At 65.4% G+C, this 25,502-nt stretch carries 22 protein-coding genes and 1 tRNA gene; 15 read left to right on the plus strand and 8 right to left on the minus strand.

Features of this window, described 5'->3' with window-relative positions:
- Window positions 1-9: 9 nt before the first annotated feature.
- A complete protein-coding gene (locus ACQR03_RS02135; RefSeq protein ID WP_315714971.1) occupies window positions 10-480 on the minus strand; it encodes a hypothetical protein in 471 nt (156 codons plus the stop codon).
- Between the two features lie 234 nt (window positions 481-714).
- On the opposite strand from ACQR03_RS02135, the gene ACQR03_RS02140 reads away from it, so the two are divergent.
- Window positions 715-2,613, plus strand: a complete 1,899-nt coding sequence (locus tag ACQR03_RS02140) for an acyltransferase family protein (RefSeq protein ID WP_316202811.1) — start codon at window positions 715-717, stop codon at window positions 2,611-2,613.
- A gap of 6 nt (window positions 2,614-2,619) precedes the next feature.
- Here the strand turns inward: ACQR03_RS02140 and ACQR03_RS02145 are convergent, their stop codons facing one another.
- On the minus strand, window positions 2,620-4,509 hold the full coding sequence (locus ACQR03_RS02145; RefSeq protein ID WP_315749508.1) for an acyltransferase family protein: 1,890 nt from the start codon (window positions 4,507-4,509) through the stop codon (window positions 2,620-2,622).
- 372 nt (window positions 4,510-4,881) lie between these two features.
- On the opposite strand from ACQR03_RS02145, the gene ACQR03_RS02150 reads away from it, so the two are divergent.
- The 3 genes from ACQR03_RS02150 to ACQR03_RS02160 all read left to right on the plus strand — a co-directional run bounded on the left by ACQR03_RS02150 (window position 4,882) and on the right by ACQR03_RS02160 (window position 6,939).
- Window positions 4,882-5,673, plus strand: a complete 792-nt coding sequence (locus ACQR03_RS02150; RefSeq protein ID WP_315749510.1) for a hypothetical protein — start codon at window positions 4,882-4,884, stop codon at window positions 5,671-5,673.
- 158 nt (window positions 5,674-5,831) lie between these two features.
- Window positions 5,832-6,440 (plus strand): TMEM175 family protein, encoded by a 609-nt coding sequence (locus tag ACQR03_RS02155; RefSeq protein ID WP_315714627.1) that lies wholly within the window; start codon window positions 5,832-5,834, stop codon window positions 6,438-6,440.
- Window positions 6,441-6,865: 425 nt separating this feature from the next.
- Window positions 6,866-6,939, plus strand: a tRNA-Gly gene (locus ACQR03_RS02160).
- Between the two features lie 57 nt (window positions 6,940-6,996).
- Here the strand turns inward: ACQR03_RS02160 and ACQR03_RS02165 are convergent.
- Window positions 6,997-8,160, minus strand: a complete 1,164-nt coding sequence (locus tag ACQR03_RS02165; protein ID WP_316202810.1) for a hypothetical protein — start codon at window positions 8,158-8,160, stop codon at window positions 6,997-6,999.
- Between the two features lie 1,208 nt (window positions 8,161-9,368).
- Between ACQR03_RS02165 and ACQR03_RS02170 the strand changes: the two genes are divergently transcribed.
- Window positions 9,369-9,635, plus strand: a complete 267-nt coding sequence (locus tag ACQR03_RS02170; protein ID WP_315749512.1) for a hypothetical protein — start codon at window positions 9,369-9,371, stop codon at window positions 9,633-9,635.
- A gap of 203 nt (window positions 9,636-9,838) precedes the next feature.
- Here the strand turns inward: ACQR03_RS02170 and ACQR03_RS02175 are convergent, their stop codons facing one another.
- Both ACQR03_RS02175 and ACQR03_RS02180 read right to left on the minus strand, forming a co-directional pair.
- Window positions 9,839-10,276, minus strand: coding sequence for a DeoR/GlpR family DNA-binding transcription regulator (locus ACQR03_RS02175; protein ID WP_315750028.1), 438 nt, complete (start codon window positions 10,274-10,276; stop codon window positions 9,839-9,841).
- A gap of 130 nt (window positions 10,277-10,406) precedes the next feature.
- Window positions 10,407-11,303, minus strand: coding sequence for a GNAT family N-acetyltransferase (locus ACQR03_RS02180; RefSeq protein ID WP_315749513.1), 897 nt, complete (start codon window positions 11,301-11,303; stop codon window positions 10,407-10,409).
- Window positions 11,304-11,518: 215 nt separating this feature from the next.
- On the opposite strand from ACQR03_RS02180, the gene ACQR03_RS02185 reads away from it, so the two are divergent.
- Window positions 11,519-12,442: a 2-hydroxyacid dehydrogenase gene (locus tag ACQR03_RS02185; RefSeq protein ID WP_315749515.1), complete on the plus strand. Its 924-nt coding sequence runs from the start codon at window positions 11,519-11,521 to the stop codon at window positions 12,440-12,442.
- A gap of 21 nt (window positions 12,443-12,463) precedes the next feature.
- Here ACQR03_RS02185 and ACQR03_RS02190 read toward each other — a convergent pair whose 3' ends face one another.
- Window positions 12,464-13,738 carry an NAD(P)/FAD-dependent oxidoreductase gene (locus tag ACQR03_RS02190; protein WP_315749516.1) on the minus strand — a complete coding sequence of 425 codons (1,275 nt, stop codon included), beginning with the start codon at window positions 13,736-13,738 and terminating at the stop codon, window positions 12,464-12,466.
- Window positions 13,739-13,752: 14 nt separating this feature from the next.
- Window positions 13,753-14,421, minus strand: a complete 669-nt coding sequence (locus ACQR03_RS02195) for a haloacid dehalogenase type II (protein ID WP_315749518.1) — start codon at window positions 14,419-14,421, stop codon at window positions 13,753-13,755.
- A gap of 169 nt (window positions 14,422-14,590) precedes the next feature.
- Here ACQR03_RS02195 and ACQR03_RS02200 point away from each other — a divergent pair, with 169 nt between their 5' ends.
- The 7 genes from ACQR03_RS02200 to ACQR03_RS02230 all read left to right on the plus strand — a co-directional run bounded on the left by ACQR03_RS02200 (window position 14,591) and on the right by ACQR03_RS02230 (window position 22,894).
- Window positions 14,591-15,433: a GNAT family N-acetyltransferase gene (locus tag ACQR03_RS02200; protein WP_315749520.1), complete on the plus strand. Its 843-nt coding sequence runs from the start codon at window positions 14,591-14,593 to the stop codon at window positions 15,431-15,433.
- 13 nt (window positions 15,434-15,446) lie between these two features.
- Complete coding sequence (locus ACQR03_RS02205; RefSeq protein ID WP_315749522.1) at window positions 15,447-16,823, plus strand: aspartate aminotransferase family protein; 1,377 nt, start codon at window positions 15,447-15,449, stop codon at window positions 16,821-16,823.
- 156 nt (window positions 16,824-16,979) lie between these two features.
- Entirely contained in the window at window positions 16,980-17,699 is a 720-nt protein-coding gene (locus ACQR03_RS02210; RefSeq protein ID WP_315714617.1) for an HAD-IA family hydrolase, read from the plus strand.
- Window positions 17,700-17,749: 50 nt separating this feature from the next.
- A complete protein-coding gene (locus tag ACQR03_RS02215; RefSeq protein WP_315827310.1) occupies window positions 17,750-19,357 on the plus strand; it encodes an ABC transporter substrate-binding protein in 1,608 nt (535 codons plus the stop codon).
- Window positions 19,358-19,439: 82 nt separating this feature from the next.
- Entirely contained in the window at window positions 19,440-20,390 is a 951-nt protein-coding gene (locus ACQR03_RS02220; RefSeq protein WP_316202808.1) for an ABC transporter permease, read from the plus strand.
- Window positions 20,387-21,241 (plus strand): ABC transporter permease, encoded by an 855-nt coding sequence (locus tag ACQR03_RS02225; protein ID WP_434841507.1) that lies wholly within the window; start codon window positions 20,387-20,389, stop codon window positions 21,239-21,241. The genes ACQR03_RS02220 and ACQR03_RS02225 overlap by 4 nt, the downstream gene beginning before the upstream one ends.
- Window positions 21,242-22,894: an ABC transporter ATP-binding protein gene (locus ACQR03_RS02230; RefSeq protein WP_315827312.1), complete on the plus strand. Its 1,653-nt coding sequence runs from the start codon at window positions 21,242-21,244 to the stop codon at window positions 22,892-22,894.
- Window positions 22,895-22,902: 8 nt separating this feature from the next.
- Here the strand turns inward: ACQR03_RS02230 and ACQR03_RS02235 are convergent, their stop codons facing one another.
- Window positions 22,903-23,379, minus strand: a complete 477-nt coding sequence (locus ACQR03_RS02235; protein WP_008962239.1) for an Lrp/AsnC family transcriptional regulator — start codon at window positions 23,377-23,379, stop codon at window positions 22,903-22,905.
- Between the two features lie 241 nt (window positions 23,380-23,620).
- On the opposite strand from ACQR03_RS02235, the gene ACQR03_RS02240 reads away from it, so the two are divergent.
- Together ACQR03_RS02240 and ACQR03_RS02245 are read left to right on the plus strand one after the other, a co-directional pair.
- Complete coding sequence (locus tag ACQR03_RS02240; RefSeq protein ID WP_434841506.1) at window positions 23,621-24,946, plus strand: NAD(P)/FAD-dependent oxidoreductase; 1,326 nt, start codon at window positions 23,621-23,623, stop codon at window positions 24,944-24,946.
- A gap of 266 nt (window positions 24,947-25,212) precedes the next feature.
- A complete protein-coding gene (locus ACQR03_RS02245) occupies window positions 25,213-25,497 on the plus strand; it encodes a transposase (protein ID WP_434912206.1) in 285 nt (94 codons plus the stop codon).
- Window positions 25,498-25,502: the final 5 nt, after the last annotated feature.

Below are 25,502 nucleotides of genomic sequence, written 5' to 3' on the forward strand. Positions count from 1 at the left end.
CGCTTCGGCTCAGATCTTCTGCCCTGCCGGCCCGACGCCGACGTTGATCATGATCCGCTGCACTTCGGTGCGGCCCTGCGGGAACTTGACCTCGAGCGTCACCGTGTCGGTGCCGGCGAAGTCGGCCTTCGACTGATAGAAGGCGATGAAGCCCGGCACTTCCAGGGCGAGGCACTGCTTGTAGTTGGTGGCGCTGACCTTGCCGCGCTTGATCGTGACGGTGCCGTTGCCGGGCGGCGACACAAGGCGGATGGCGGGAAGGGGCCCGGATGAGCAGTCGGGCTGGACGTTGAGATAGATGCCGACCTGGATCGGCTTGCCGGCGACGCCCTTGGCGTTGCGCTCGACCGTGGTCTGAGCGGGACCGGGCGCGGGAGCAGGCGTCTGAGCTTGCGCCGAGGCTGCGGTGGCCGCCGCCAGCAGCGCCGCGACGGCTATTCCCGCGAACGCTCCCCGCCATTCTCCTCGCAACAGGTTCATCACCGTCCTCAGCCCCGCATTGTCCCTCAGCGTCGCCAGATTGCCGTATTCGAGCTGATCGTTCAACGGATTGCCGAACTTGCGGCCGACTTCAGCAAACTTCCTTCACGTCCGCCATAGCATCGCCCGCGCGGTGTCATCGGATGGGTCCGATGACGTCATGACTGTTTCCCGCTGTTGCCATCCGTGTCTGCGCAACTCGTCCGCCTCGAGGAATGCGCGGAGTGGACGACATTGGAACGCAGTCATCGGGCTGACATCGATGCCCTTCGGGCGATCGCTGTCGTCATCGTCATTCTCTTCCATCTGAGGATCACCGGCTTCGAGGCCGGCTATGCCGGCGTCGACATCTTCTTCGTCATCTCCGGCTATCTCATCACTGGGCAGATCCTGCGCGATGTCGCCGCGCGGCGCTTCTCGCTGTCGGACTTCTATCTGCGGCGGGCACGGCGCATCCTGCCGGCGCTGGTTGTGACCATTGCGGCCACGTTCGCGGTCGGCTGGCTGTTCCTGTCGCCGGAAGCCCTGCGCCAGCTCGCCAAGGAGGCGACACACGGCCTGCTCTCGATCGCAAACATCCAATATTGGCGCGAGGCCAGCGCCTATTTCGCGCCGAGCGCGGATCAGTTGCCGCTGCTGCACCTGTGGTCGCTGTCGGCGGAGGTTCAATTCTACGCGCTGGCGCCGCTGCTGCTGATGTGGCTCGGCACGCGCCGGCATGTGTTCGGTGCCATTGCCGCGATCGGGTTGTTGTCCCTTGCCGCGGCCACACTCTGGTCATCGCGCGATCCGGACGCCGTGTTCTTCCTGACGCCGTTCCGGGTGTTCGAATTCGCCCTCGGCGCGCTCGCCATTCCGCTCGAGGCCCGGCTGGCAGCGTCGCCGCGCGCACGCTCTCTCGCCGCCGCCTGCGGCGACGTTCTGTTGTTCGGCAGCCTTCTCCTCATCGGCTGCTATCAATTCCAGGCAGGCGTCGCCGCGCTGCTGCCCTGCATCGCCACAGCCGTCATCATCGCGGCCAATGCCCCGACGTCGCTGGTGATGGCTCGCCCGGTTCGCGCCGTCGGCGCTGCGTCCTATTCGCTCTATCTCGTGCACTGGCCCGTGATCTTCTTCGTCCGCTTCATCTTCGGCGATGCGGCGCAGACCGCGGCGGGACTGGCGGCGCAGCTCGCGCTGATGGCGGTGCTGACCACGCTGATGTTCGTCATCGTCGAGCGGCCGCTGCGGCGGCTGCCGTGGCCGAGGGGCGCGCAGGTGGCGAGCTTTGCGACCGTGCTCATCGTCGGTGCCGCGCTCACCCATGTGACGTTCCGCGCCAATGGCGTCGTGTCGCGGCTGCCCGACGATCAGCTCGCGCTGTTCCAGCTGCAGGGCTTCGGCCTCAACAAATGCGGTCGCACCGTCGGCCGTCTGTGCGCGTTCGGCGATCTCGAGGGCACGCGCGGCGTCGAGCTGCTCGGCGATTCCTATGTCCAGCAATATGTCGCCGCGCTCGATGCGACGCTGAAGGCGCGCGGGATGATCGGGCACGTGTCCACCATGAGCGGATGTCCCACCCTCGCGGGGCTCACCGCCGAGGGACCTCGCGCCCAGGTCTGCGCCGAGCTGCGCGACAGCGAGCTGCCGCGGATCCGGCAGTCGCAGGCCGATTTCGTCGTGATCGGGCAGGCGTGGCAGCATTATCTCGACCTCGGCGAAGGGCCGGCAGCGCGGGGCCGCAACGCCGCGGTCGCCGGTCATCTCGCCGAGACCATCCGTCTGCTCGACCGGCCCGGCCGGCATTTCCTCGTCGTCGGCGGCCAGGTCCGTCCGGTGAATTGCGCCTTCGATCAGTTGCGCATGCTGCCGGGGCCGCGCTGGCACGCGCCCGCCAAGCCGTGCGATGCCGTGCCGAAGAGCGAGGCGATCGCGACCAACCGCGTCATCGACGCCGTCCTGTCGGAGGCGATCAGGCCGCTCGCCAAGGTGACGCTGCTCAGGCCCTCGGAGGTCTATTGCGACCGGGATTGCCCGGTCGTGGAGGGGGGCGTGTGGTTGTTCCAGGATGCCGGTCATTTCACCGTGGCAGGGGCCCAGCGGATGGGCGAGCGCGCTGCGCCGGTGTTCGCGAGTTTCTTGTCGGACGATTAGGTGGCGCTATTCGCTGTCGGCTCCGGCGCTTGCGGCTGCGGCCAATGCCGGCGACGCCGCGACGATCCGTGCGCCTGCGAGCTCCGAGCCCTGCGCCGTGAGGTGACCATCGTCCCAGGCGAGCGGCGCGCCGTCGGAGGTCTGGAGCACGCAATCTCCCGCCGGACACAGCAGCGCGAGCGGCGACACGTATTCGGTCTGCGCCACGTTCGCCAGCAGCGTGCGCATGAAGTCGTCGACCTCGCCGAGCAGATCCAGCATGTGCCCGTCGGTCCCGACGCCAAAGCGCTTCGCCGCGATGAGCAAATGCGGCAGCGGACGATCGAATTGCGGGCTCGGCCCGACCACCACCACCTTGCTGCCGGTGTCCGCAATCGCGTTGATCGTGGCGAGCAGGCTGGCCTGTGCGGCCGGCGTCATCGCGGTGCGTGTCCAATTGCCCGACAGCACGACGATGTCGGGCGTGAGCTCGCGCACCAGCCGAGGCAGCCGGCGGTTGAAATCCATGCAGGCGGCGGACTGGCCCGCTTCGGCGTGAGGGACGCATTGCGCAAGGCTGGCGCGCAGCAGCGAGGCCTGGGGCAGGGCTCGCGTCAGGCCATGGGTGAGGTGAGCGGCGTGGCTGTCGCCCCACACCAGGATGCGCGGGCGCTGCCCTTTGGCAAGGCATGACGGCTGCAACGCCGCGAACGTCTGGCCCGGATCGAGGAAGCAGGTGCCGCTCTCGTAGGCGGACTTATGATCGTAGCTGATGAATTCCGCCAGCGCCCGCTCCTGCGGCGAGAAGCGGGCGGGAAAGCCGGCAAGTCCGATGATCGAGAGCGAGGCCAGCAGCACGACCGATGCGCTCGCGACCAGCGCGCGCGCGGCGATCGGCGACTGCGCACGCCTCGCCGGCTGCTCGATCAGATGGAAGCTCGTCAGCGCCAGCACGGTGCAGGCTCCGAGCAGCGCCAACTTGTCCGCGATCGAGCTCGGCGGACCCCAGACCGCCGTCGCCAGCGAGACGACGGGCCAGTGCCAGAGATAGAGCGAGTAGGACCACAGCCCGATTGTGATCATCGGTTTGACCGCGGTCAGCACGGCCTTGCTCGGGGGCGGATTGGCCCAGATCACGGCGGCGGCGCCGAGGCACGGCAGCAGCGCGGCCGTGCCGGGATAGGGCGTGTGCGGCGAGAACAGGTTGACGGCGGCGCCGAGCGCGATCCAGCCCAGTGCGGCCGCCGTGATCCTGAGCCATTGGCTTTGCGGCGCCGGCAGGGCTTCCACGGCCAGCAGCGCGCCGAGCGCGAGCTCCCAGACCCGGGCCGGCAACAGAAAGAACGCGGCGGCGGGCTGCAGCCCGGTCTGGATCACGCAGAGCAGGAACGAGGTCGCGCAGACCGTGGCGAAGCTCGCAAGCATCAGCGACCGCCGCAGCGCGAAGGCGGCGAGCGCCAGCGTCGGAAACAGCAGATAATACTGCTCCTCCACCCCGAGCGACCAGGTGTGCAGCAGCGGCTTGGTGATGGCGGCGGCGTCGAAATAGCCCTGCTGCGACCACAGCAGGATGTTGGAGCAGAAGACGAGGACGGCCAGCGCCTGCTGCGCCACGGACACCGCATCCCGCGGCAACAGGATCACGCTGGCGCCGAGCAGGGTCACGCACAGCATCGCGAAGGCGGCGGGCAGGATGCGCCGGGCACGGCGCCGGTAGAAAGCGGCGAACGAGAATGTTCCGCTCCGCACCTCCGCATGAATGATCCGCGTGATCAGGAAGCCCGAGATGACGAAGAACATGTCGACGCCGACATAGCCGCTGCGAAACGGCGAGATGTCGTAGTGGAACGCGATCACCGAGATCACTGCGAAGCCGCGCAGGCAGTCGATGTCGGGACGATAGTCGGTTGCGCTCAAGGGGGCTGTCCGGACGCTCGCATCTGGCGGCGGCCGTCAATCCCCGACGGTCACTGCACGCAGGCGACCCTGGTAGGCTCCGATTGCAACCGCATTGAGGGATTCCTGCGGCACCGTTGGTCGTGCAGACAGGACACAATGCCATCGAATTGACACCGCAGCGGGAATCCGCGGCTTGCCTTCACAGACTTGCCTCAATGGCGTGATGGCCTTGTCGGAGTTCATGCGTCGAGCGAGCGTGTCATGCGTACATTGGGGCGGAAGGCCGGCCGGGCCGGATTGTTATGCGGCGTTGTTCTATTTCAGGTTGCGGCTGGCGTTTCGCTTGCGCGAAGCGCCGAGCCGGGCGGCTCCTCACCATCCGCAGGCGAGGTGGCCAAGGATCAGGGCAAGGAGAGCGGGCCGTTCGGCGGATGCGAGCCGATCGGGTTGACGGCATCGGGCGAGCTGGTGTTCCCGCTGGAATGCAAGAAGCTGATCAAGAAGCCGGCCGGGGCGCCGGTCGCCGAGGACAAGACCCCAGCCGACGACAAGACCGCGTCGGTCAATCCCGCGCCGTCCGTTCCGAGCCAGGCGGCCAGCGCCGACATTTCGGCCGGTCCCGAGGTCAAGCCTGCCGCGGCTGCGGAGGCGGTTGCGACGACACCCGCCGCGTCGGCTGAGCCGAAGCAGGCCGCAGTTGCGGACACGCAGGATGCGGCTCAGAAGGTCGCCGTAGCAGAGCCAGTCGCCGGCAAGCCCTCCCTGACCAAGCCGTCCGTGAAATCGCCATCGGCGCTGGCGCCAGCGAACAAGCCGCCCTCTGCCAAGCCGTCCTCTGCCAAGACGGCCGCGGCCAATCCGCCTGGGACGACGCCATCGCCAGCCGGCGCCTCATCGGGCAAGCCGTCGTCCGGCAAGGCGGCCCAGGCGCAGGCCGTTGTGGTCGCCGCCAGGGATGCAGCGGTCAAGGATGCCGGGAGGACATCGCGCATGGTCGCCAGCCGGCCGATGATCGTGATCGCGAGGCCCGCCACCGCAACCACGGCCTCGGCCCGGCTGCAGGCGGAGGGCAGGCCGCGACTGCGCACCGCGGGACTGCCGGCCTGCGTCCAATTCCGCAGCTATAATCCGGCGACGCACAGCTATCGCGGCTTCGATGGCCACATCTATGCCTGCCGGTGAGGGCTGACGCTCGAGGGCCGGTTTAGTCTGGAGGGTGGCGAGTGACGTGACAGCCTGCCGCCCAAGGGCGGCAGCGAAGTCGGGCGGCGCGGCGCCGGAGCTGCTATAGAAGGTGAGTCCTCATCTCTGTTCCTCGCCGCGGTTGCTTCCGATTCGACATGGCAGAGCCTCAGTCCGACCTGTTCGAGATGCGCCGGCTGGAATCGCTCTCCAACACCATCTTCGGTGTTGCGATGACGCTTCTCGCCTACGACCTGCCGAAGCCCAATTTCGCGCATATGCCGGGTTGGATCGACCTGGTGCATACCTATTCCGGGCGGCTTGCCGGGCTGGTCCTCAGCTTCATCATCGCCGGCGTGTTCTGGATCAGCCACCACCGGCGGCTGGCCCGGCAGCCGTTCGCGGGCCGGCCCGTGGTCATCCTGAATCTGTTCTTCCTGTTGTCGATCGTGCTGCTGCCGGTCACCAATGGGCTCTACGGCGGCTACCGGCTGAGCAGCGCGGTGGCCGTCCTCTATGGCCTGCATCTGACGATCATTGCGTCGCTGAACGCCGCGCTGTGGTGGCTCGCGCTTCCAAGCGGCCGCCATGCCGAGATCGCCGGCGCGATCTTTCCCGTCATCGTGTTCGTGCCGGGCATCGTGATCGCAGCGCTTGCACCGGAGTATGTGCAGTATTTCTGGATGCTCGGCTTCGGCGGCTTCCTGGCGCGGCGGTTCGTCCGCAGCCCGGCGCCGTCGGCCGGCGAGCAGGCGGAGTTGCCATAAAAAAAGACGCGGCGGGCCGTGAGACCCGCCGCGCTTCCGTTCTTGAACTCGCTGGTCCAGGGCCGAGACCGCCCCGTTGCCGAGCCGCGATGGCGCAATCCGCTGACGAATCACGCCCTCAAACGTCGCTCATGAAGAGCCGCTCAGCGGGCGATCCCAGCGAGGTGACAGCGCTTGGTGAAAGACACTGGATCACCTCCTTTCGTTGTTGATGGTAACGCCAATATAGGACGGTCCGGGCGGCGAGGGTAGGGGGGCCGATTACGGAACCGGGCCGCTGCGGGCGTGCCGCGCCGCAGTCTCGATGTCGCGCGCTGCGATCGCTTCGGGCCGTTCCGTCAGGCCGGATCCGGCACCCATCCGCTTCGAAACCTCGCCCCGAAGAGGTTGAGACCCGCCGCGGACCATGTTAGGGAACGCCCAATGCGGGTGTAGCTCAATGGTAGAGCAGCAGCCTTCCAAGCTGAATACGAGGGTTCGATTCCCTTCACCCGCTCCAACGATTTCAGGCACTTGTCGCGCCGTCAGCTTTCCATTCGGACAAGCAGGCTGATGCTCATTCGGACAAATGTCCTTCCTTTGTTCGAGCTGCCCGCCGCTTTTTGGCGCCGTTGACGATCTGCCGCGTCGTGCGCTTGGTGTACTTTGGCAGCACCTTCACCGTCGTGTGCCGGCCCTGTGCCAGCATCTCGCGGTCAGTCAGTTCGGCGTCGCCACCTTCAGTAAAGCCGCCATGCCGGAACGATGTGAACGACAAATCATCGCGAAGGCCAGCAGCACGGATGACTTCTTTGACCTTGCGGCTCACGTGCGTGAAATCCGGCTGATCCGGCTTCGGCCATGTCGGCCATGGTCCGCGCTCGCCCCAATCCCGGCGCAGCATTAGGCCGCCGATGCGGTCGCGTTTGATGGCGTCGAGCTCCGCCATCAACTCGGGATAAACCGGTGCACCTGCATCGTCGAACAGCGGTATCCAGCCCTTCTGCCTAGTCTTCTCATCGATGATGCGGACCATATTCGGGCGCCCTTTCGGGCGATAATGCGACACGTCGAAAGTCGCAAAGATGTCTGTCTCGCGCTGGAGCCATTCCCAGCCGATCAGGGCAGCGGTCGCCAGCGACGGAAGCCCAAGCTCGACGGCCTTTGTACGGAAGGCGACCAGCTCCTCGTACGCCGCAGTCGGCGTCTCACGATTGGATGACCGAAGTCCCATCTGCGAGAATGGATTGACCAATGGCAGCCTGCCCGGGTGCCGGCGCGCGACCACGTTCCACGCGCGGCGGCATGACTTCATCGCGTGGTTGACCGTAGTGCGACGCTCGCGTTCGTTCACGTTTCCCACAGCGTCGGTGATCTTGAGGATCAACTTTTCATAGAGGTCGTCGGTCAGTGCCGTATCGATTGCGGTGAGGCGCTTCTCGCCCAGTCGCTTGCCATCTTTCAGGACGTAGCCGCCGACAAGCTTGAATCCGACCTCGTGATTTCGCTTGGACTTAGGATCGAGCTTGGCGTAGCGGCGATCAGAGCGGTATTCGGCAAACATCCAATCGAGCGTTCCGACCGCATGGGGAGGCGACGCTGCCAAGGCCTTGCCGCCGGTCCGCCACGCGTCGAAGTCGGGCAAGAGCACTGCTTCGGCGCGCAAAATCGCCGCTTTATAGTCGGTGCCGAGCCGTTCGCTATGCACAGTGCAACCTGCCTTCTTGGCCCACGACGGCACGTGGAAGAAGTAGCCTCAGCCGCCACTTTTGCGCGGCTTACGTTCAACATAGCGAGGTAGGGGTAGGGCACTGCGCGGCGGCTTCATAGCAGTTTTCTAATATCCTCAGACGCCTGTTCGTCGGGGTTTTGAGCGGCCTTCAATTCCGGCCTGCTCAGCTTAACGGCGGCAACGCTGCCATCAGAATGGTAGAACAGATGGGCAGCAAGTCCATATTTTGCTACGTACTTGCACACGCTCGCTTCGGGGTTCGCTTCGGCGCCTTTCTGGACATATGCACAGTCAACCTTCAGTCGAAGCTCATTCTGGAGACCGATTCAGAATCGAGCGTCAGATCGCCGCTCTCTCCTGCGCTTCTTCCAAATGGCTTCTTTAATTCTGGCTATCGACCCAACCTTCGACCACGCGCGCCACCTGTAGATTCGCTTCTTCTGGACTCATCTACAAGGACAATTTGCGGGCTTCAGTCTGTGGTCTTCGCGTACCCGCCAATCAAAGCAGGTCGGAGGACTTGTTCATCTGGAAATACTGCAATTTGCGATGCCTAAGCAAAATAGTCGTCGAAGGCACATCGTACAATTGGATGCTGCGGCAAGCAAAAAGGAAGGATCACCGACATTTTTCGCATTCGGCAATCTTGTCGATTTTCACCCTGCCGAATTTGCAGAACCTTCAGCAAGAGCCCCGCGGGGCGGTGCCGTTTGGCTGCCGAATTTATTGTTGCTTGTTCACCAAAGGTCGAACCTGCAACCAGACCATTATGAGCGGGAGGAGATTGAATAGGTTTATTGATTTTGCAGCATTTTTGCTCAATGTTGATAGCGCCTGTCGCGGTTTGTTCAGTTCGTTTCTGGTGCGAAAACTGGTGCGGCCGCGTTCGGAGGCATCGCCCTTTAAGGCAAGGCGGTTCGATAGGGGGAAGGGCAACGGCAAGCCGCTTGCCTTACACGCCGCTTCGATGAAGAGCCGAGCGGCTCAGGCGTACCAGCAAATTCGCTCGATAGCCGTACCCAATTGGGTTCGGTCGGCCTCAATTGAGCTCGGACACCGTCCTTCTCGAGCGATTTTCTGCGTTCCTTCAGCCCGATCCGAGATTGCAGTCCGGGTAGCCGTACCATGATGTAATATTTGCGCGCGCTGGTGTTTTATGGCCAAGCATCGCCGGCAAACAGCCCATCCAAAACGTGGATGGTCGGCTTTTGTCCACCATGAGTATTCCGGAAGTCACGACGAGCCATCCGCCGAAGTTAAAAGTCGGAGTTATGCTTGAAACTGTAAAGTCCGCGATCGATATCGACGTAGACGCCGCGCAAAACTCAGAAGACCGTCAACCCGATCCTCGTGTCGGCGATCTCGGGCGCAATTTTATGGCACTGATTTTCTGCACCGTGGAAATGCTTCCCAATAACCAGCAGTTCTTTGGAGGCGTCTTTTCAAATTTGCGAGTTGGTAAGGCGCGCCTCGCGACCGCTTGAGCAGTCGTTCCCCTTAAGCAGCCCGCAGCGCCTGGCGGAAAGCGTTTGCGCCGGATGCATGGCGACGGGGCCGTCATTGACCGTGTATCTCAGTTGCGCATGGCGATGGCGTGCCGCTACACCGCGAACCCCGCCCCGCCCCACGCGTCTCGGTCGCGGCGACCTCAGAAGCGCGCCAATTTGCAGGGCGCGAAGCGGCTTCCTCAGTCGGTCCTGGTTACATACTCGACCGGGAGATGCTTGAACGGCTTGCGGTGCTCACGCGATACGGCCCCGCCAATGATGATCCTGGAAAACGCATGGAGGTCGGCGAAGAAGGCCGGCTTCAGGCTGTCGAGCTTGCTCGCATCGGCGACCAGAATGCTTTCGATCGCCGTTGCGATGGCCGCCTGCTTGACCGCCGTCTCATGAAAGTTCGAGCAGCTCGCGCCCCTATTCGCATGTACGCCGCCCGCCGAGATGAAGGCCTTGTTGATGCCGAGCTTGCGCAAATAGGACAGGCCTTCCTCCGATGAGAAGGATTGCGACGAGGGATGATAGAGCCCGCCCATCAGCATCAGCTGCGTGGCGGGACGTCGCGCCACCAGCGCCGCCACGTTCATCGAATAGCAGATCACCGAGAGGGACATCGTCGAACGCAGTGTAGCGAATCATAGCGAGGAAACGGATCAGTGTAGCAAGGGTGCCGCCGGCGACAGATCGGGAGGGCTCCGCAGTTTTGATAGTTGGAGACTGAGGGCTTGGTCCGCGCTCTGTTCCGGGACGCAGGGGCTAGCCGAAGGCCTGACTGACGACGCCGTAGATCTTCGGCTGGTCGTTGCCGCGCAGGAAGGCACCCTTCACGTCGTTCCGCAGCGACATCGTGGTGACGGCATCGAAGAGAGCGAGCCCCGACCGCGCGAGAAAGTCGCGGAACTCTCCTGTCGCTCGATGAGTGTCGAGCCTGAGGAACTGGCCTTCGTGAGCTGCCACGTGCGGCGCCAACACGGCGATCGCGTCGCTGTCGCAGGATGCGACCACCGGCCCCGCGACATGTCCGCGTCCGAACCGCCGGCACATCGCGAACGTCTCCAGCCGCCCCGCGCGAAACAGCCCAAAGCTGCGCGACTGGTGAAACAGTCCGGTCATCAGCCCGGCTCGCCGGACGCCATAAGCAGCCGCGTCGAGTTCGATCAGCGCCGGCAGGTCTGCCTCCATCAGCACGCGAATATTTCCCGCTTCGGCCGGCGCCGCGTCCGAGGCAATCGCCTCACCCTGACACTGAAACAGAGTCTGCTCACGCTTGAAATCGAGAGATCGGTAGAGGCGATAGGCGGCGCGCGTGGCGTTGAGGCGCAGCGTCCGACCGCCGCATTCGGCCATCACCCGATGCATCAGCCATTGCCCGGTGCCAAGGGCCTGCAGCCGCGGCGAGGTGATGACCATCCCAACCGCAGCAAAGCCGTCGCTGTAGGGAAACCACATGGCGGATCCGAGGGCCCGACCGATCTCATCGAGCGCGACGACGCCGCGGCCGATGCTGCGCATGAATTGCCAATCCTCCTCCCGATGGGGCCATTGGACGGCGATCGACAAGGCGAGCAACTGCGCGAGGTCGACGCTGTCGATGTCGGCGAGGCGCATCTCGAACACGTCGACGATTCGCGATTCGACGTCCGGATTGTCCATGCACGCTGTCCCTGTCTTCGTTCCGCCCGCCACGCGTCACCCAGCCTCGATGAGGTCGAGAGCGACCATGCTGTCGTCACCTCCGCATATTGAGGCGCCTGCGGGCGAACTTCGCAACATTCTTCTCAATCCTGCCCTGTATTCGGCACGTAACGCAGGCCGCGACCGCCATGATCGGAGGCGCGACGAGCCAGATCGGCCGCTGGGATGACCGCATGACCTTCCTGTTCAACTCCGATGGCACGCGCGGCGCGATCTTTCGCGAGGTGCTTGCGCGTGAGATTCCGGATCTTCCGTTCGAAATCGATCCGGCGCAGGTCGATGCCGATGAAGTCCGCTACATGATCACCTGGCTGGTGCCGCCGGACCTCGGCGCCTATCGCAATATCGAGATCCTGTTCTCGATCGGCGCCGGCATCGATCAGTTCAGCGCCGCGTCGGTGCCGGCGAGCGTCAAGATCGTCCGCATGGTCGAGGACGGCATCGTGAGGATGATGCAGGAATACGTGACACTGGCCGTGCTGGCGCTGCACCGGAATTGGACCGTCTATTTCGATCAGCAGCGGCAGCAGCTCTGGCGCGCTATCCCGCAGCCGCAGGCACATGTGCGGCGCATCGGCGTGCTCGGCCTCGGGCTGCTCGGCCGCGCGGTGCTGGAGCGGCTCAAGCCGTTCGGCTTTCCGCTCTCGGGCTGGAGCCGCAGCCGGCACGCGATCGACGGCGTGACTACGTACCATGGCGCCGACGGCCTCGATGCGCTGCTCGCGGTGACAGACATCTTGGTCTGCCTGCTGCCGCTGACGGAGGAGACGCGCGGCCTGCTCAATGCCGAACTGCTCGCCAAGCTCCCGCGAGGCGCTTCGCTGGTGCAGACCGGCCGCGGCGCGCAGCTCGACCAGGCGGCGTTGCTCGGAGCACTTGACTCCGGGCATCTCGCGGACGCCGTGCTTGATGTGACCGATCCCGAGCCGCTGCCGACGGATCACCCGTTGTGGCGGCATCCGCGCGTCCTGATCACGCCGCATGTCGCCAGCGTCACGCAGCCGGAAGCAGCGGCGCTCGCGGTCGCCGCGAACATCAAGCGACACCGCGCCGGGCTCGATCCGGTCGGCCTCGTCGACCGCAGCCGCGGCTACTGATCGCGGTCGCGCCGTCACGGCTCAGCGGATCCAGTCCAGGGTCTTGTAATACGCGCCGACGAACGGCAGGAACCAGGGCTTGCCGTAATGGCCTGGCACGACCGGCCAGCCGGCGTCCTTCATCGGATTGCGGTCGGGCCGGCCGAGCATCGCATCGGCCATGATCATGCCGAGATGGGTCGAGAGCTGCGCGCCGTGACCCGAATAGCCCATCGCGTACCACAGCCCGCCCTGGCGACCGGCGCGCGGATAACGGTCGGCGGTCATGTCGACGAGGCCGCCCCAGCAATAGTCGATGTCGATGCCGGCAAGCTGCGGGAACATCCGCTCCATCGCCGCGCGCAGGATCGCGCCGCTCCTCGCATCGGACTGCTGATCCGATGTCGCCGAGAAGCGCGCGCGGCCGCCGAAGATCAGGCGATTGTCCGGCGACAGGCGGAAGTAGTTGCCGATGTTCATGGAGGTGACGTAGGTGCGGTGGCCCGGCAGCACCGAGGCCGCCTCGGCCTCCGTCAGCGGCCGCGTCGCGATGATGAAGCTGCCGACGGCAATGATGCGGCGGCGGAAATAGCTGAAGCTCGCCGGCGTGGTGGCGCCGGTGGCGAGCAGCACCTGCTCGGCGCTCACCGTCCCCTTGGCCGTGGTGAGGCGAAAGTGCTTGGTGTCCTGCACCCGTTCAGTGACGGCGGCTTGCTCGACAATGACGGCGCCGCGGCGACTCGCGGCAGAGGCGAGGCCCGCGGCGAAGCAGCCCATGTGCATCATCGCGCTCTTCTTGAACAGCATGCCGCCGTGAAAGGGCGAGCCGATCTCGGATTTCAGCTCGGCCGGCGAGAGCAGCGCCGTGTCGGGATCGACCTCGCGGTGGATCGCCTCGAAGTTCGTCGCGATCCCCGCGAAATGGCCAGGCTTGGATGCCAGCTTGAGCTTGCCGGAGCGGCGGAAACCGCAAGCGATGTTTTCTTCCGCGATCAGGCGCTCGAGCGTGTCGATCGACTCGTCGAACGCTTTGTAGAGCGCGATCGCGCGCAGGGTGCCGAGCTCGGCCTTCGCGGCCGGATAGCTGTGCGCCAGCCCGTTGTTGAGATGCCCGCCATTGCGTCCCGACGCGCCCGAGCCGACCTGATCGGCTTCGAGCACGATCACCTTGGCCCCGGCCTTGGCGAGCTGCAGTGCCGCGCCGAGCCCGGTGAAGCCGCCGCCGATCACCGCGACGTCGTAATGCCCCTCCACGGGCCCGCTATGGCCGCCGGAAAATGCGGTCGCCGTGTCGCGCCAGTAGGAGACATATTTCATCGCGGGCACTCTGCTTACAGGCCGAACACGCCGGGCAGCTCGGAAATGGTCTTGATCTCGGTGTAGCCGTAATAGGGATTGGCCGGCTCGTGGCCGCGGTTGACCCAGACCTTGTTGGTGATGCCGAGATCGTGCGCGGTCATCAGGTCGTAGCGGAATGAGGAGGAGCAGTGCGTGATGTCCTCGGGGCCGCAGCCGAGCATGTCGAACATGTATTCGAAGGCGCGCATCCGCGGTTTGTAGGCCTGCGCCTGTTCCGCCGTGAACACGGCATGGAACGGCGCGCCGAGCCTGACGACGTTCGAGGGGATCTGCACGTTCATGGCGTTGGAGAGGATGACCAGCGGGATCTCCTTGGCCACCTTGGCGAGACCCGCCGGTACGTCCGGATGTGGACCCCAGGTCGGCACGCGCTGATACACCATCTCGGCATCCTCGGGCTTGAAGGGGATGCCGATCTTGCGGCAGCTGCGCGCCAGGGCGTTGCTGACGACCTCGGCATAGGGCTTCCACGCGCCGAGGACTTCATCGAGGCGGTAGGCCGAGAAGACCTTCACGAACTCCGTCATCGCCGACTCGGAGAGCTGTGCGCTGTAGAGATCGCGTGCGGCCTCGGCCATCTCGAAATTGATCAGCGTGCCGTGGCAGTCGAAGGTCACGTATTTCGGGCGAAAGCGGCTCATGGATCCTCATGCCGGTCGTGGTCTCGACGTCCGATGATAGGCCGCCCCGCCAGCATAAGATGCGGCTTTGCCCCGGTTCGGCGGCGGAAGATGTTGTCGGCATCATCGCCTTCAGACGATCTGCCGGGGGCCGCTCGCCCAGACTCCGGTGCAGATGGGAGTGCATGACATGACGTCCGACGCCGCGAGCTTCAGAGCTTTCAGCGGGGAGCACCTGGATGCAGCGACGCGGCTGTCGCAGCAGGTCCGCTGGCCGCATCGTCGCGAGGACTGGCAGATGGCGCTTGCGCTGAGCAAGGGCTGCGTGGCGGTCGCGGCGGACGGTCGCGTGATCGGCACCGTGCTGATGACGCCGTATGGCCAGGATGCCGGGACCATCAACATGGTCATTGTCGACGAGGCGGAGCGGGGGAAGGGGCTCGGACGGTGCCTGATGCAGCAGGCGATGGCGCTCGCCGGTGAGCGGCGGTTGCAGCTCGTCGCGACAGAAGATGGACTGCAGCTCTATGAGAAGCTCGGCTTCCGCCGCAGCGGTGAGATCGTGCAGCATCAGGGACATCTCGCGGAAGCTGTCGCACAGCCCGACGCCGTGCGTGCGGCCACGCCCGACGACATCGCCGTCATCACGGCACTCGACATCGCGGCCTTTGGCGCGGATCGCCGCGACCTGATAGCCCATATCGCATCCATCGGAGAGTTCGCGGTGTTGGAGCGCCAGGGCCGTGCGGCGGGGTTCGCCGCGCTGCGTCACTTCGGCCGCGGTCTCGTGATTGGCCCCGTGGTCGCTTTCAGTAGCGAGGACGCCAAGTCGCTCGTCGCGCATTTCCTCGCTGGGCGACAGGGCAAGTTCATCCGCGTCGACACCGGCAGCGAGACGGGACTCGCACCATGGCTGGGCAGCTTGGGCCTCGATCATGTCGGCGGCGGCATCGTCATGCATGGGCCGGCCGCTGGTCACACGAGGCGGCGCGCCCCGACATCATTTGCCTTGGCCAGCCAGGCGTTCGGCTGAACCGGAGATCATCATGCTCAGCAACTCGCTCATCGAACTCGATCGCGCCCATCTGGTGCATCCGGTCGCGTCCTATCGCGGACACGAGGCCGCCGGCGCGCGGGTCCTGAAATCCGCCAAGGGTGCGATCGTGACCGATGCCTCGGGCCATCAACTGGTCGACGGCTTCGCCGGGCTGTGGTGCGTCAATGCCGGCTATGGCCATGAGAGCATCGTCGAGGCGGCGGCGAGGCAGATGCGCGAGCTGCCTTATGCCACCGGCTATTTTAGCCTCGCCTCGGAGCCGGCCATCCGGCTCGCGGCCGCGCTCGCCGAGCGCGCGCCGGGTGATCTCAACCACGTCTATTTCACGCTTGGCGGCTCGGACGCCGTCGACAGCACGGTCCGCTTCATCCATTACTATTGGCACGCGAGGGGGCAGCCGCAGCGCGATCAGTTCATCACGCTGCAGCAGGGCTATCACGGCTCGTCGACGGTCGGTGCAGGACTCACGGCGCTGCCGGCCTTCCACGCCAATTTCGGCGTGCCACTGAACTGGCAGCACAAGATCCCGTCGCACTATTCGTACCGCAACCCCGTTGGCAGCGATCCCGACGCCGTCATCGTGGCCTCGCTCGCGGCCCTCGAAGCCAAGATTGCCGAGGTCGGCGGTCCCGAACGGGTGGCCGCGTTCTATGCCGAGCCGATCCAGGGCTCGGGCGGCGTGCTGGTGCCGCCGGACGGCTGGATGAAGGCGATGCGCGAGCGCTGCCGGCGGCACGGCATCCTGTTCGTCGCCGACGAGGTGATCACCGGCTTCGGTCGTACCGGACCGCTGTTCGCCTGCACAGATGACGACATCGTCCCGGACTTCATGACCGTCGCGAAGGGTCTGACCTCCGGCTACGTCCCAATGGGCGCGGTGCTGATGTCCGATCATGTCTATGGCGTTATTGCCGATGGCGCAGGTTCTTCGGCCGTTGGGCACGGCTATACCTATTCGGCGCATCCGGTGAGCGCGGCGGTCGGCCTTGCCGTGCTTGATCTCTATGAGAATGGCTTGCTGGAGAATGGCCGGCGGGCGGGTGCGCGGCTGATGGCGGGCCTGCGCGCGCTGCAGGACCATCCGTTGGTGGGCGAGGTGCGCGGCCGTGGCCTGCTGGCGGCCATCGAGCTCGTGACCGACAAGGAGAAGAAGACGCCGCTGCCGGCGAGCGCCGAGCCGTCGCGCCGCATCTTCGATCGCGCCTGGGCCAACGGCCTCGTCATCCGTGCCTTCCCGACAGGGGTGCTCGGCTACGCGCCGCCGCTGTGCTGCAGCGACGCGGACATCGATGCCATCCTCGAACGCACCGCACGGACGCTGGATCAGACCCTGGCCGATCCGGACGTCCGCGAGGCCATGGCGTGAAGGTGGGCACGGGCATATCGGTGCGTGTGCAGCAGGGCCGATATGTCGGCGGCTCCTCCTATTCGCAATTTTCTGCCGTCGGGTCCTCGCAATTCGGAAGTTTTCGCCGGAACCCGGCTTCACACTAGGACCGATGACGCGGAAGGGCCTCACAGAATGACCAAGCTCGATCTTGCTCAATTCAGGTACCTGACCTTCGACGTGGTCGGCACGCTGATCGACTTCGAAAGCGGGATCGTCTCGAGCCTCGGCGAGATCGCGGCGGAAGCAAACAAGGCAATCGACGGTGAGCAGGCGCTGAGCCTGTACCGCGCGGCACGCTACGCGGCGGACGCCGACCGCTTTCCGGATGATCTCGTCCGGGTCTATGACATCATCGCACCACAACTCGATCTGCCCAGGCAGACCGCGCTCGGCGAGCGCTTCCGCGACTCCGCCGCACGCTGGAAGGCCTTCCCGGACAGCGCCGCCGCCATGGCGCGTCTCGCCCGGCGCTACAAGCTGATCGCGATGACCAATGCGCGGCGCTGGGCACTGGATCATTTCGAGCGCGAGCTGGGCTCGCCGTTCTACGCGAGCTTCACGGTCGACGACACCGGGACGGAGAAGCCGGATCCCGCCTTCTTCACTCAGGTGTTCGATTTCATCGAACGTGACGGCGGCTCGACGTCACAGATCCTGCATGTGGCGCAGAGCCAGTATCACGACATCGGCATCTCCCGGCAGCTCGGCGTCATCAATTGCTGGATCGAGCGGCGCCACGACAAGCAGGGCTATGGCGGCACCATCGCGCCGGCGTCCTTCACCAAGCCGGATTTCCACTTCCATTCGATGGCCGAGCTGGCCGACGCGGTGGACCAGGTGCCTGCCAAATGATGTGCGACTGACGATTTTCATTCTGCCGGATCGAACAGGGGACGGATGACATGAGCAAAGGGATCACCAACTGGACTCCGAGTGACGATGTGCTGGTCGAGGCGGCAATCCGGCGCGGCGCCTCGCGCCGGGATCTCCTGAAGATGATGCTCGCCAATGGCGTCGCGCTCGCTTCCGGCAGCACCATCCTCGGTCGCGCCGAGCGCGCATTCGCGGCCACGCCGAAGAAGGGCGGCTCGATCAAGGCGGCTGGCTGGTCCACCTCGACGGCCGACACGCTCGATCCGGCCAAGGCGTCTTTCTCGACCGACTATGTGCGCTGCTGCTCGTTCTACAATCGGCTCACCACGCTCGATAAGAGCGGCGCGGCGCAGATGGAGCTCGCCGAATCCGTCGAGTCCCAGGATGCGCAGACCTGGACCGTGAAGCTCAAGAAGGGCGTCACCTTCCACGACGGCAAGCCGCTGACGGCCGACGACGTCGTGTTCTCGCTGAAGCGGCATCTCGACAAGGCGACAGGCTCCAAGGTCGCCAAGATCGCGGCGCAGATGACCGGCTTCAAGGCGGTCGACAAGACCACCGTCGAGATCGCGCTGGCGAGCCCCAACGCCGACCTGCCGATGATCCTGGCGCTGCATCACTTCATGATCGTCGCTGACGGCACCACCGATTTCTCCAAGGGCAACGGCACCGGCGCTTTCGTCCGCGAGGCGTTCGAGCCGGGCGTCCGCTCCATCGGCGTACGCAACAAGAACTATTTCAAGGACGGCCCCTATCTCGATCAGATCGAGTTCATCGCGATCACGGAGGAGAATGCGCGCGTCAACGCGCTGCTCTCCGGCGACATCCAGCTCGCCGCCAGCATCAACCCGCGCTCGCTCCGGCTGATCGAGGGCAAGGAGGGGATCGCGCTGTCGAAATCGACGACCGGCAACTACACCGACCTCAACATCCGTCTCGACATGGCGCCGGGCAACAAGAAGGACTTCATCGACGGCATGAAGCACCTGGTGAACCGCGAGCAGATCGTCAAGTCGGTGCTGCGTGGCTTCGGCGTCGTCGGCAACGACCAGCCGGTCTCGCCGGCGAATTTCTTCCACAACCCCGACCTCAAGCCCAAGCCGTTCGATCCGGACAAGGCAAAATCGCTGTTCCAGAAGGCCGGCGTGCTCGGCACGTCGATCCCGGTCGTGACCTCGGAAGCGGCGAACTCGGCGATCGAGATGGCCATGGTGATCCAGGCCTCGGCGGCGGCGATCGGCCTGACGCTGGACGTGCAGCGCGTTCCCTCGGACGGCTATTGGGACAATTACTGGCTGAAGGCGCCGGTCCATTTCGGCAACATCAATCCGCGCCCGACGCCGGACATCCTGTTCTCGCTGCTCTATGCCTCCGAGGCGCCGTGGAACGAGAGCCGCTTCAAGTCCGAGAGGTTCGACAAGATGATGCTCGAGGCGCGCGGCCTGCTCGACCAGGCCAAGCGCAAGCAGATGTATGCCGAGATGCAGGCGATGATCGCGGAGGAGGCGGGCACCATCATTCCGGCGTACATCTCCAATATCGATGCCACCTCGTCGAGACTGAAGGGCTTGGAGCCCAGCCCGCTCGGCGGCATGATGGGATATGCCTTCGCCGAGTATGTCTGGCTCGATTCGTGAATGTTGTCTGAGTCGCGTGGCGCCGGTCACTCGGGGCGGCGCCGCGATGACCATGATCTGATCAGGCTCGCGGACCCAAAGTTTGAAACATCGGATCGCATCCCTCATCCTGGCCCGGCTGGCGATCGCGCTGGTCACCGCGATCATTGTCTCATTCGCCGTCTTCTTCGCCACCGCGATGCTGCCGGGCGACACCGCGACGATCTTGCTCGGCCAGGCCGCGACCCCCGAGGCGGTCGAGGGGCTGCGCAAGGCGATGCATCTCGATGATCCCGCCATTTTCCGTTTCCTGCGCTGGCTGGCCGGCGTCGTGCAGGGCGATCTCGGCGTGTCATATGCCAACAACATGCCAGTCGCGAAGCTGATCGGCGGGCGCCTCGTCAACACCCTCAAGCTCGCCGGCCTCACCGCGACCGTCGCGGTGCCGCTGGCGCTGACTCTCGGCATCACCGCGGCGATGCTGCGCAACACGCTGTATGATCGCTGTCTGACCATCGCCGTCATCGGCATCGTGTCGGTGCCGGAGTTCATGATCGCGACCCTCGCTGTGCTTTTGTTCGCTGTCTATCTTAATTGGCTGCCGGCGGTGTCCTTCATCAGCGAGATCCGCACCGCGTATGATTTCGCCCGCGCCTATGCGATGCCGGTCGTGACGCTAACCATCGTGATCTCGGCGCAGATGATCCGGATGAGCCGGGCGGCCGTGATCGAGACCTTGAACACGCCCTACGTCGAGATGGCGCTCTTGAAGGGCGCCTCGCGCAGCCGTCTGGTGCTCCGCCATGCGCTGCCCAATGCGCTCGGCCCGATCGTGAATGCGGTGGCCTTGTCATTGTCCTATCTCCTGGGTGGCGTCATCATCATCGAGACCGTCTTCAACTATCCCGGCATCGCCAAGCTGATGGTCGACGCGGTGTCGACCCGCGACCTGCCGCTGATCCAGAGCTGCGCCATCATCTTCTGCTTCGGCTTCCTGCTGCTGACCACCACGGCCGACATCATCGCCATCCTGTCCAATCCGAGGCTGCGATGAGCAGCGCCGCGAAATCCGCCTCGCGAACCCGGCGCTTCGGTTACCGCATCAACGCTGTCGGGGTTGCCGGGGCGCTGGTCGTGGCGTTCTGGATCGTGGTGGCGTTCGTCGCGCCCTCCATCATTCCGCATCCGATCGGCGACATCGTCGACACCGATTATTTCGGCCCGATGAGCCGCGAGCTGTGGCTGGGCTCCGACTATCTCGGACGCGACATGACCTCGCGCATCCTGATGGGCGCGCGCTATACGCTCGGCATTTCGGTGGCCTCCGTGATCATCGCCGGCGTGTCGGGCGTCACGCTCGGCATGATTGCGGCGATCACCGGCGGGGTCGTCGACATGGTGCTGAGCCGGCTGCTCGACGCGTTGAGCTCGATTCCGAGCAAGCTGTTCAGCCTCGTCGTCGTCGCCGCGGTCGGCTCGTCGATCCCGGTGCTGATCGTGACCATGGCGGTGATCTACATTCCCGGCGCCTACCGCTTCGCACGCGCGCTCGCGGTCAACATCAACACTATGGATTTCGTCACGGTGGCTCGGATCCGCGGCGAGAGCCTGTTCTATTTGATCCGCGCCGAGATCCTGCCCAACATCATCGGCCCGGTGCTGGTCGATCTTGGCCTGCGCTTCGTGTTCATCGTGCTGCTGCTGTCCGGAATGTCCTTTCTCGGCCTGGGCGTGCGGCCGCCTTATGCCGATTGGGGCGCGCTGGTGCGCGAGAACATCGGCGGGCTGCCCTATGCCGCGCCGGCCGTGATCTTCCCGTCGCTGGCGATCGCAAGCCTCACCATCGCCGTCAATCTCCTGATCGACAATCTGCCGACCAAGATCCGCGACCGGGAGGCGTCGTAGATGACGAGCCTGGTGCAGATCCGCGATCTTCGCGTCGAGGCGACCACCGATTCCGGCCGCACTATCGAGATCATCAGGGGCGTCGATCTCGACATCGCCGAAGGCGAGATCGTCGCGCTGATCGGCGAGAGCGGCTCCGGCAAGACCACCATCGCGATGAGCCTGATGGGCTATGCGCGGGCCGGCTGCCAGATCGTCGGCGGCTCGGTCACGGTCGATGGCGTCGACATGGTGACACTCTCGGAGAAGGACAAGGCGGCCGTGCGCGGCGCCAAGATCGCCTATGTGCCGCAGAGCGCCGCCGCGGCGTTCAATCCGGCAATCCGCATCATGGATCAGGTCATCGAGGTCGTGCGCATCCACGGCGTGATGCCGGTGGAGGAGGCGCGCAGCAAGGCCGCGGCGCTGTTCCGTGCGCTGTCGCTGCCCAACCCCGACACGATCGGCGAGCGCTATCCGCACCAGGTGTCCGGCGGCCAGCTGCAGCGGCTCGCCGCGGCGATGGCGCTGATCGCGAGCCCGAAGGTGCTGATCTTCGACGAGCCGACCACGGCGCTCGACGTCACCACCCAGGTCGAGGTGCTGCGCGCGTTCAAGTCGGTGATCTCCGCGCATCGCATCGCCGGCATCTACGTGTCGCATGATCTCGCCGTCGTCGCCCAGATCGCCGACCGCATCGTCGTGCTGCGCAATGGCGAGGTGCAGGAGAGCGGGACGACCGCCGACATTCTCGAGCGCGCGCAGCACCCCTATACGCGCCAGCTGCTCGCCGCCATCGCGCCGCATCATGAACCGCGAGCGGAGGCGTCCGTGGCGGCCGAGGCATTGCTCGAAGTGCACGAGGTGTCGGTCGGCTACGGTCCGCTGCGCTCGGACGGCCTGCCCGCGATCGTGGCCGTCGAGAACGTCAGCCTGCGCGTCGCGCGCGGACGCAATCTCGGCATCATCGGCGAATCCGGCTGCGGCAAGTCGACGCTCGCCCGCGCCATCGCCGGCATCCTGCCGCCGTTTGCGGGCGGCGTCGTGTTCGACGGCCGCGAGCTCGGGCGCAGCGCGCGCAGCCGCGATGCGGACCAGCTCCGCCAGGTGCAGATCGTGTTCCAGCATGCCGACACGGCGCTGAACCCGGCGCATACGGTCGAGGACATTCTGGGGCGGCCGCTGACATTCTATCACGGCATGCCGCGCCAGCACCGCAGCGCCCGCATCGATCAGCTGCTCGACATGGTGAAGCTGCCCCGCAGCCTGCGGCTGCGCCGTCCGGGCGAGCTCTCGGGGGGACAGAAGCAGCGCGTCAACTTCGCCCGCGCGCTGGCCGCCGATCCCAAGCTCATCATCTGCGACGAGATCACCTCCGCGCTCGACACCGTCGTCGCCGCGGCGGTCATCGATCTGCTCAAGGAGCTGCAGCGCGAGCTCGATCTCGCTTATGTCTTCATCAGCCACGATCTGTCGGTGGTCGAGGCGATCTGCGACGATATCGTCGTGATGTATCGGGGCCGCAAGATCGAGCAAATCACGCCCGAGGCCATGGCGCGGCCGGAGCATCCCTACACGAAGCTGCTGCTGTCGTCGGTGCCGAAGCTCGATCCCGCCTGGCTCGACAATCTGCGCCAGGATCCCGAGCAGGTCCGCGAATACTGCCAGCGCTGACCGCGCGGCTACATCTGGAACAAGCTGGTCAGCGGCAGATAGGGCTTGACGATCGGCGACTTCAGCACGACGAAGCTGAAGTACTTCTCGATGCCGATGTCCATGTCGGTCAGCCGCTCCATGATGGTCTGGTACTCGCCGATCCCCGCGGTGACGAACTTCATCATGTAGTCGTAGCCGCCGGAGACGAGGTGGCACTCGATCAGCTGGTCGATCTTCTCGACCGCGGCGAGAAAGCGGGCGAAGTCGATCTGGCGGTGGTTCTTCAGGGTGACCTCGGTGAACACGGTCAATGTCTGGCCGAGCTTGGAGACGCAGATCTGCGCCGAGTAGCCCTCGATATAGCCTTCCGCCTGCAGCTTCTTCACCCGCATCAGGCAGGGGCTCGGTGACAGATTGACCAGCTCGGCCAGCTCCACATTGGTGACGCGGCCGTTCTTCTGCAGTTCGTGCAGGATCTTGATGTCGATGCGATCGAGCTTCATGAAGCCGTGGTCCCGTGTGGCGCGAGGTCGGGTCCCCATTACAGCAGAAAATTCTGCGCTTGGCCCAACGAAATGTCCGTAAAGCAAGAATGGGGCCGTATCCGCCGGGATTATGCGATGCAAAACAATACGCCGGCGCTGCGCCGGCCGGCAGAATGATATGCCGTCCCGGCCGCGAATCCGGCGCCCGTGCGGCCTGATACCGCTCTAACCTGTCCAAGCCTACAGCCGGAGAGACCGCATGCCCGCACCGCTGGTGCACGTCGAGACATCGCCAACGCTGCCCGCGCGTGCAGATGCCGTGGTCATCGGCGGCGGCATCGTCGGCGTGTTCACGGCCTATTACCTCGCGCGGCGCGGGCTCGCGGTGGCGCTGATCGAGAAGGGCCGCATCGGCGCCGAGCAGTCCAGCCGCAATTGGGGCTGGTGCCGGCAGCAGAACCGCGATGCGCGCGAGCTGCCGATGGCGACGCTGAGCCTCGATCTGTGGGAGCGCTTCGCGGCCGAGAGCGGCGAGGCGACCGGCTTCTCGCGCTGCGGCCTGTTCTATCTCAGCAATGACGAGGCGGAGCTCGCCGGCTGGGCGCGCTGGGGCGAGTTGGCCAAAACCGCCGGCGTCACCACGCACATGCTCGATAGCCGCCAGGCCACGGAGCGCGGCGCTGCCACCGGGCGCAGCTGGAAGGGCGGCGTGTTCTCGCCGACCGACGGCACCGCCAGCGCCGCCGATGCCGCGCCCGCGGTGGCGCGCGCGATCCTGAAGCAGGGCGGCTCGGTGCACCAGATGTGCGCCGTGCGCGGCGTCGAGACCAGCGGCGGCCGGCTGTCGGCCGTGATCACCGAGCGCGGCACCATCCGCACGCCGGTCGCGGTGCTCGCCGCCGGCGCCTGGGCTTCGTCGTTCTGCCATCAGCTCGGTGTCGCACTGCCGATGGCCTCGATCCGCGCCTCGGCGCTCGCTCTGTCGCCGTCGGCGGAGCCGCTGCCCCCGGCGCTGCACACCGCCGCCGTCTCGATCACCCGGCGCGGCGACGGCGGCCATACGCTCGCGATCAGCGGCCGCGGCCGCGTCGATCCTACACTTCAGCAGCTGCGCTTCGCGCCGCACTTCCTGCCGATGTTCGCCAGGCGCTGGCGCAGCCTGCTGCCCGGCGGGGTCGAAGGCCTGCGCGCCGGCCACGAGACGGTCGGCCGCTGGCGGCTCGACGCGCCGACGCCGATGGAGCTGACCCGCATCCTCGATCCCCGGCCGGACCAGGCCACCATCCGCCTGACCCGGGCGCGCGCGGTCGAGCTGCTGCCGGCCTTGAAGCAGAGCCGCGTCACGGCGGCGTGGGCGAGCTACATCGATTCCACGCCCGACGGCGTGCCTGCGATCGGCGAGCTCGCCGCGCTGCCCGGCCTGATCGTCGCCGCCGGCTTCAGTGGCCACGGCTTCGGCATCGGGCCAGGTGCGGGCCATCTCATCGCCGATCTCGTGACCTCCGCCAAACCGATCGTCGATCCCAGGCCCTACGCGCCCGCGCGTTTCGCCCGGCATGAGTCCAAGACGGTCGCAGACTTCTGAAGGTTGCGTCTCCGGGACGTTAAGCCCCCGACTGCGCCAGACCGTTCGGTTCGCCGAATTCACCGGTTCGCCGCTCTGCGGCCCTTCGGTCTGCGGCTGACTTCGTCCAGTCCGTTTGGGGCCTGCTCTTGGAAGGCGTTGCAGAACAATGATGCCTTTTCCTCCCAAACGAGTTCTCAACTCTCTGATTTTGTTGGTATTCGCTGACCTTGCCCCTGGGGCTTAATCCAGTTTGAAGTTCGTTCTGGCCCAACGAGGACCAGAGCATGAAGCGCAGCCGCTTTACGGAAGAGCAGATCATTGGGATTTTGAAGGAGCACGAGGCTGGCGTTCCGGTCGCCGATCTCTGCCGCAAGCATGGCGTGAGCGACGCCAGCATCTACAAGTGGAAGGCCAAGTTCGGCGGAATGGACGTCTCGGAGGCCAAGCGTCTGAAGACGCTGGAGGACGAGAATGGCGCTGGTGGCCGACACTTCACTCTCGGGGCGCCCCGGTCGCCCGGGAGCTGGACCGGCCGGTCGCCGAGCGCGGCAAGCCCAAGATGGTGGTGAGCGAC

It is taken from the genome of Bradyrhizobium sp. HKCCYLS3070 (genome assembly GCF_051167575.1).
Taxonomy (GTDB): domain Bacteria; phylum Pseudomonadota; class Alphaproteobacteria; order Rhizobiales; family Xanthobacteraceae; genus Bradyrhizobium.

Bases quoted from the DNA above. Each gene is read 5' to 3' on its own strand.
- ACQR03_RS02155 (WP_315714627.1), top strand. From the start codon at position 5,832: ATGGCAGAGCCTCAGTCCGACCTGTTCGAGATGCGCCGGCTGGAATCG.
- ACQR03_RS02135 (WP_315714971.1), bottom strand. From the start codon at position 480: ATGAACCTGTTGCGAGGAGAATGGCGGGGAGCGTTCGCGGGAATAGCC.
- ACQR03_RS02170 (WP_315749512.1), top strand. From the start codon at position 9,369: ATGAGTATTCCGGAAGTCACGACGAGCCATCCGCCGAAGTTAAAAGTC.
- ACQR03_RS02210 (WP_315714617.1), top strand. From the start codon at position 16,980: ATGACCAAGCTCGATCTTGCTCAATTCAGGTACCTGACCTTCGACGTG.
- ACQR03_RS02225 (WP_434841507.1), top strand. From the start codon at position 20,387: ATGAGCAGCGCCGCGAAATCCGCCTCGCGAACCCGGCGCTTCGGTTAC.
- ACQR03_RS02195 (WP_315749518.1), bottom strand. From the start codon at position 14,421: ATGAGCCGCTTTCGCCCGAAATACGTGACCTTCGACTGCCACGGCACG.
- ACQR03_RS02245 (WP_434912206.1), top strand. From the start codon at position 25,213: ATGAAGCGCAGCCGCTTTACGGAAGAGCAGATCATTGGGATTTTGAAG.
- ACQR03_RS02200 (WP_315749520.1), top strand. From the start codon at position 14,591: ATGACGTCCGACGCCGCGAGCTTCAGAGCTTTCAGCGGGGAGCACCTG.
- ACQR03_RS02240 (WP_434841506.1), top strand. From the start codon at position 23,621: ATGCCCGCACCGCTGGTGCACGTCGAGACATCGCCAACGCTGCCCGCG.
- ACQR03_RS02190 (WP_315749516.1), bottom strand. From the start codon at position 13,738: ATGAAATATGTCTCCTACTGGCGCGACACGGCGACCGCATTTTCCGGC.
- ACQR03_RS02215 (WP_315827310.1), top strand. From the start codon at position 17,750: ATGAGCAAAGGGATCACCAACTGGACTCCGAGTGACGATGTGCTGGTC.
- ACQR03_RS02185 (WP_315749515.1), top strand. From the start codon at position 11,519: ATGACCTTCCTGTTCAACTCCGATGGCACGCGCGGCGCGATCTTTCGC.
- ACQR03_RS02230 (WP_315827312.1), top strand. From the start codon at position 21,242: ATGACGAGCCTGGTGCAGATCCGCGATCTTCGCGTCGAGGCGACCACC.
- ACQR03_RS02235 (WP_008962239.1), bottom strand. From the start codon at position 23,379: ATGAAGCTCGATCGCATCGACATCAAGATCCTGCACGAACTGCAGAAG.
- ACQR03_RS02180 (WP_315749513.1), bottom strand. From the start codon at position 11,303: ATGGACAATCCGGACGTCGAATCGCGAATCGTCGACGTGTTCGAGATG.
- ACQR03_RS02205 (WP_315749522.1), top strand. From the start codon at position 15,447: ATGCTCAGCAACTCGCTCATCGAACTCGATCGCGCCCATCTGGTGCAT.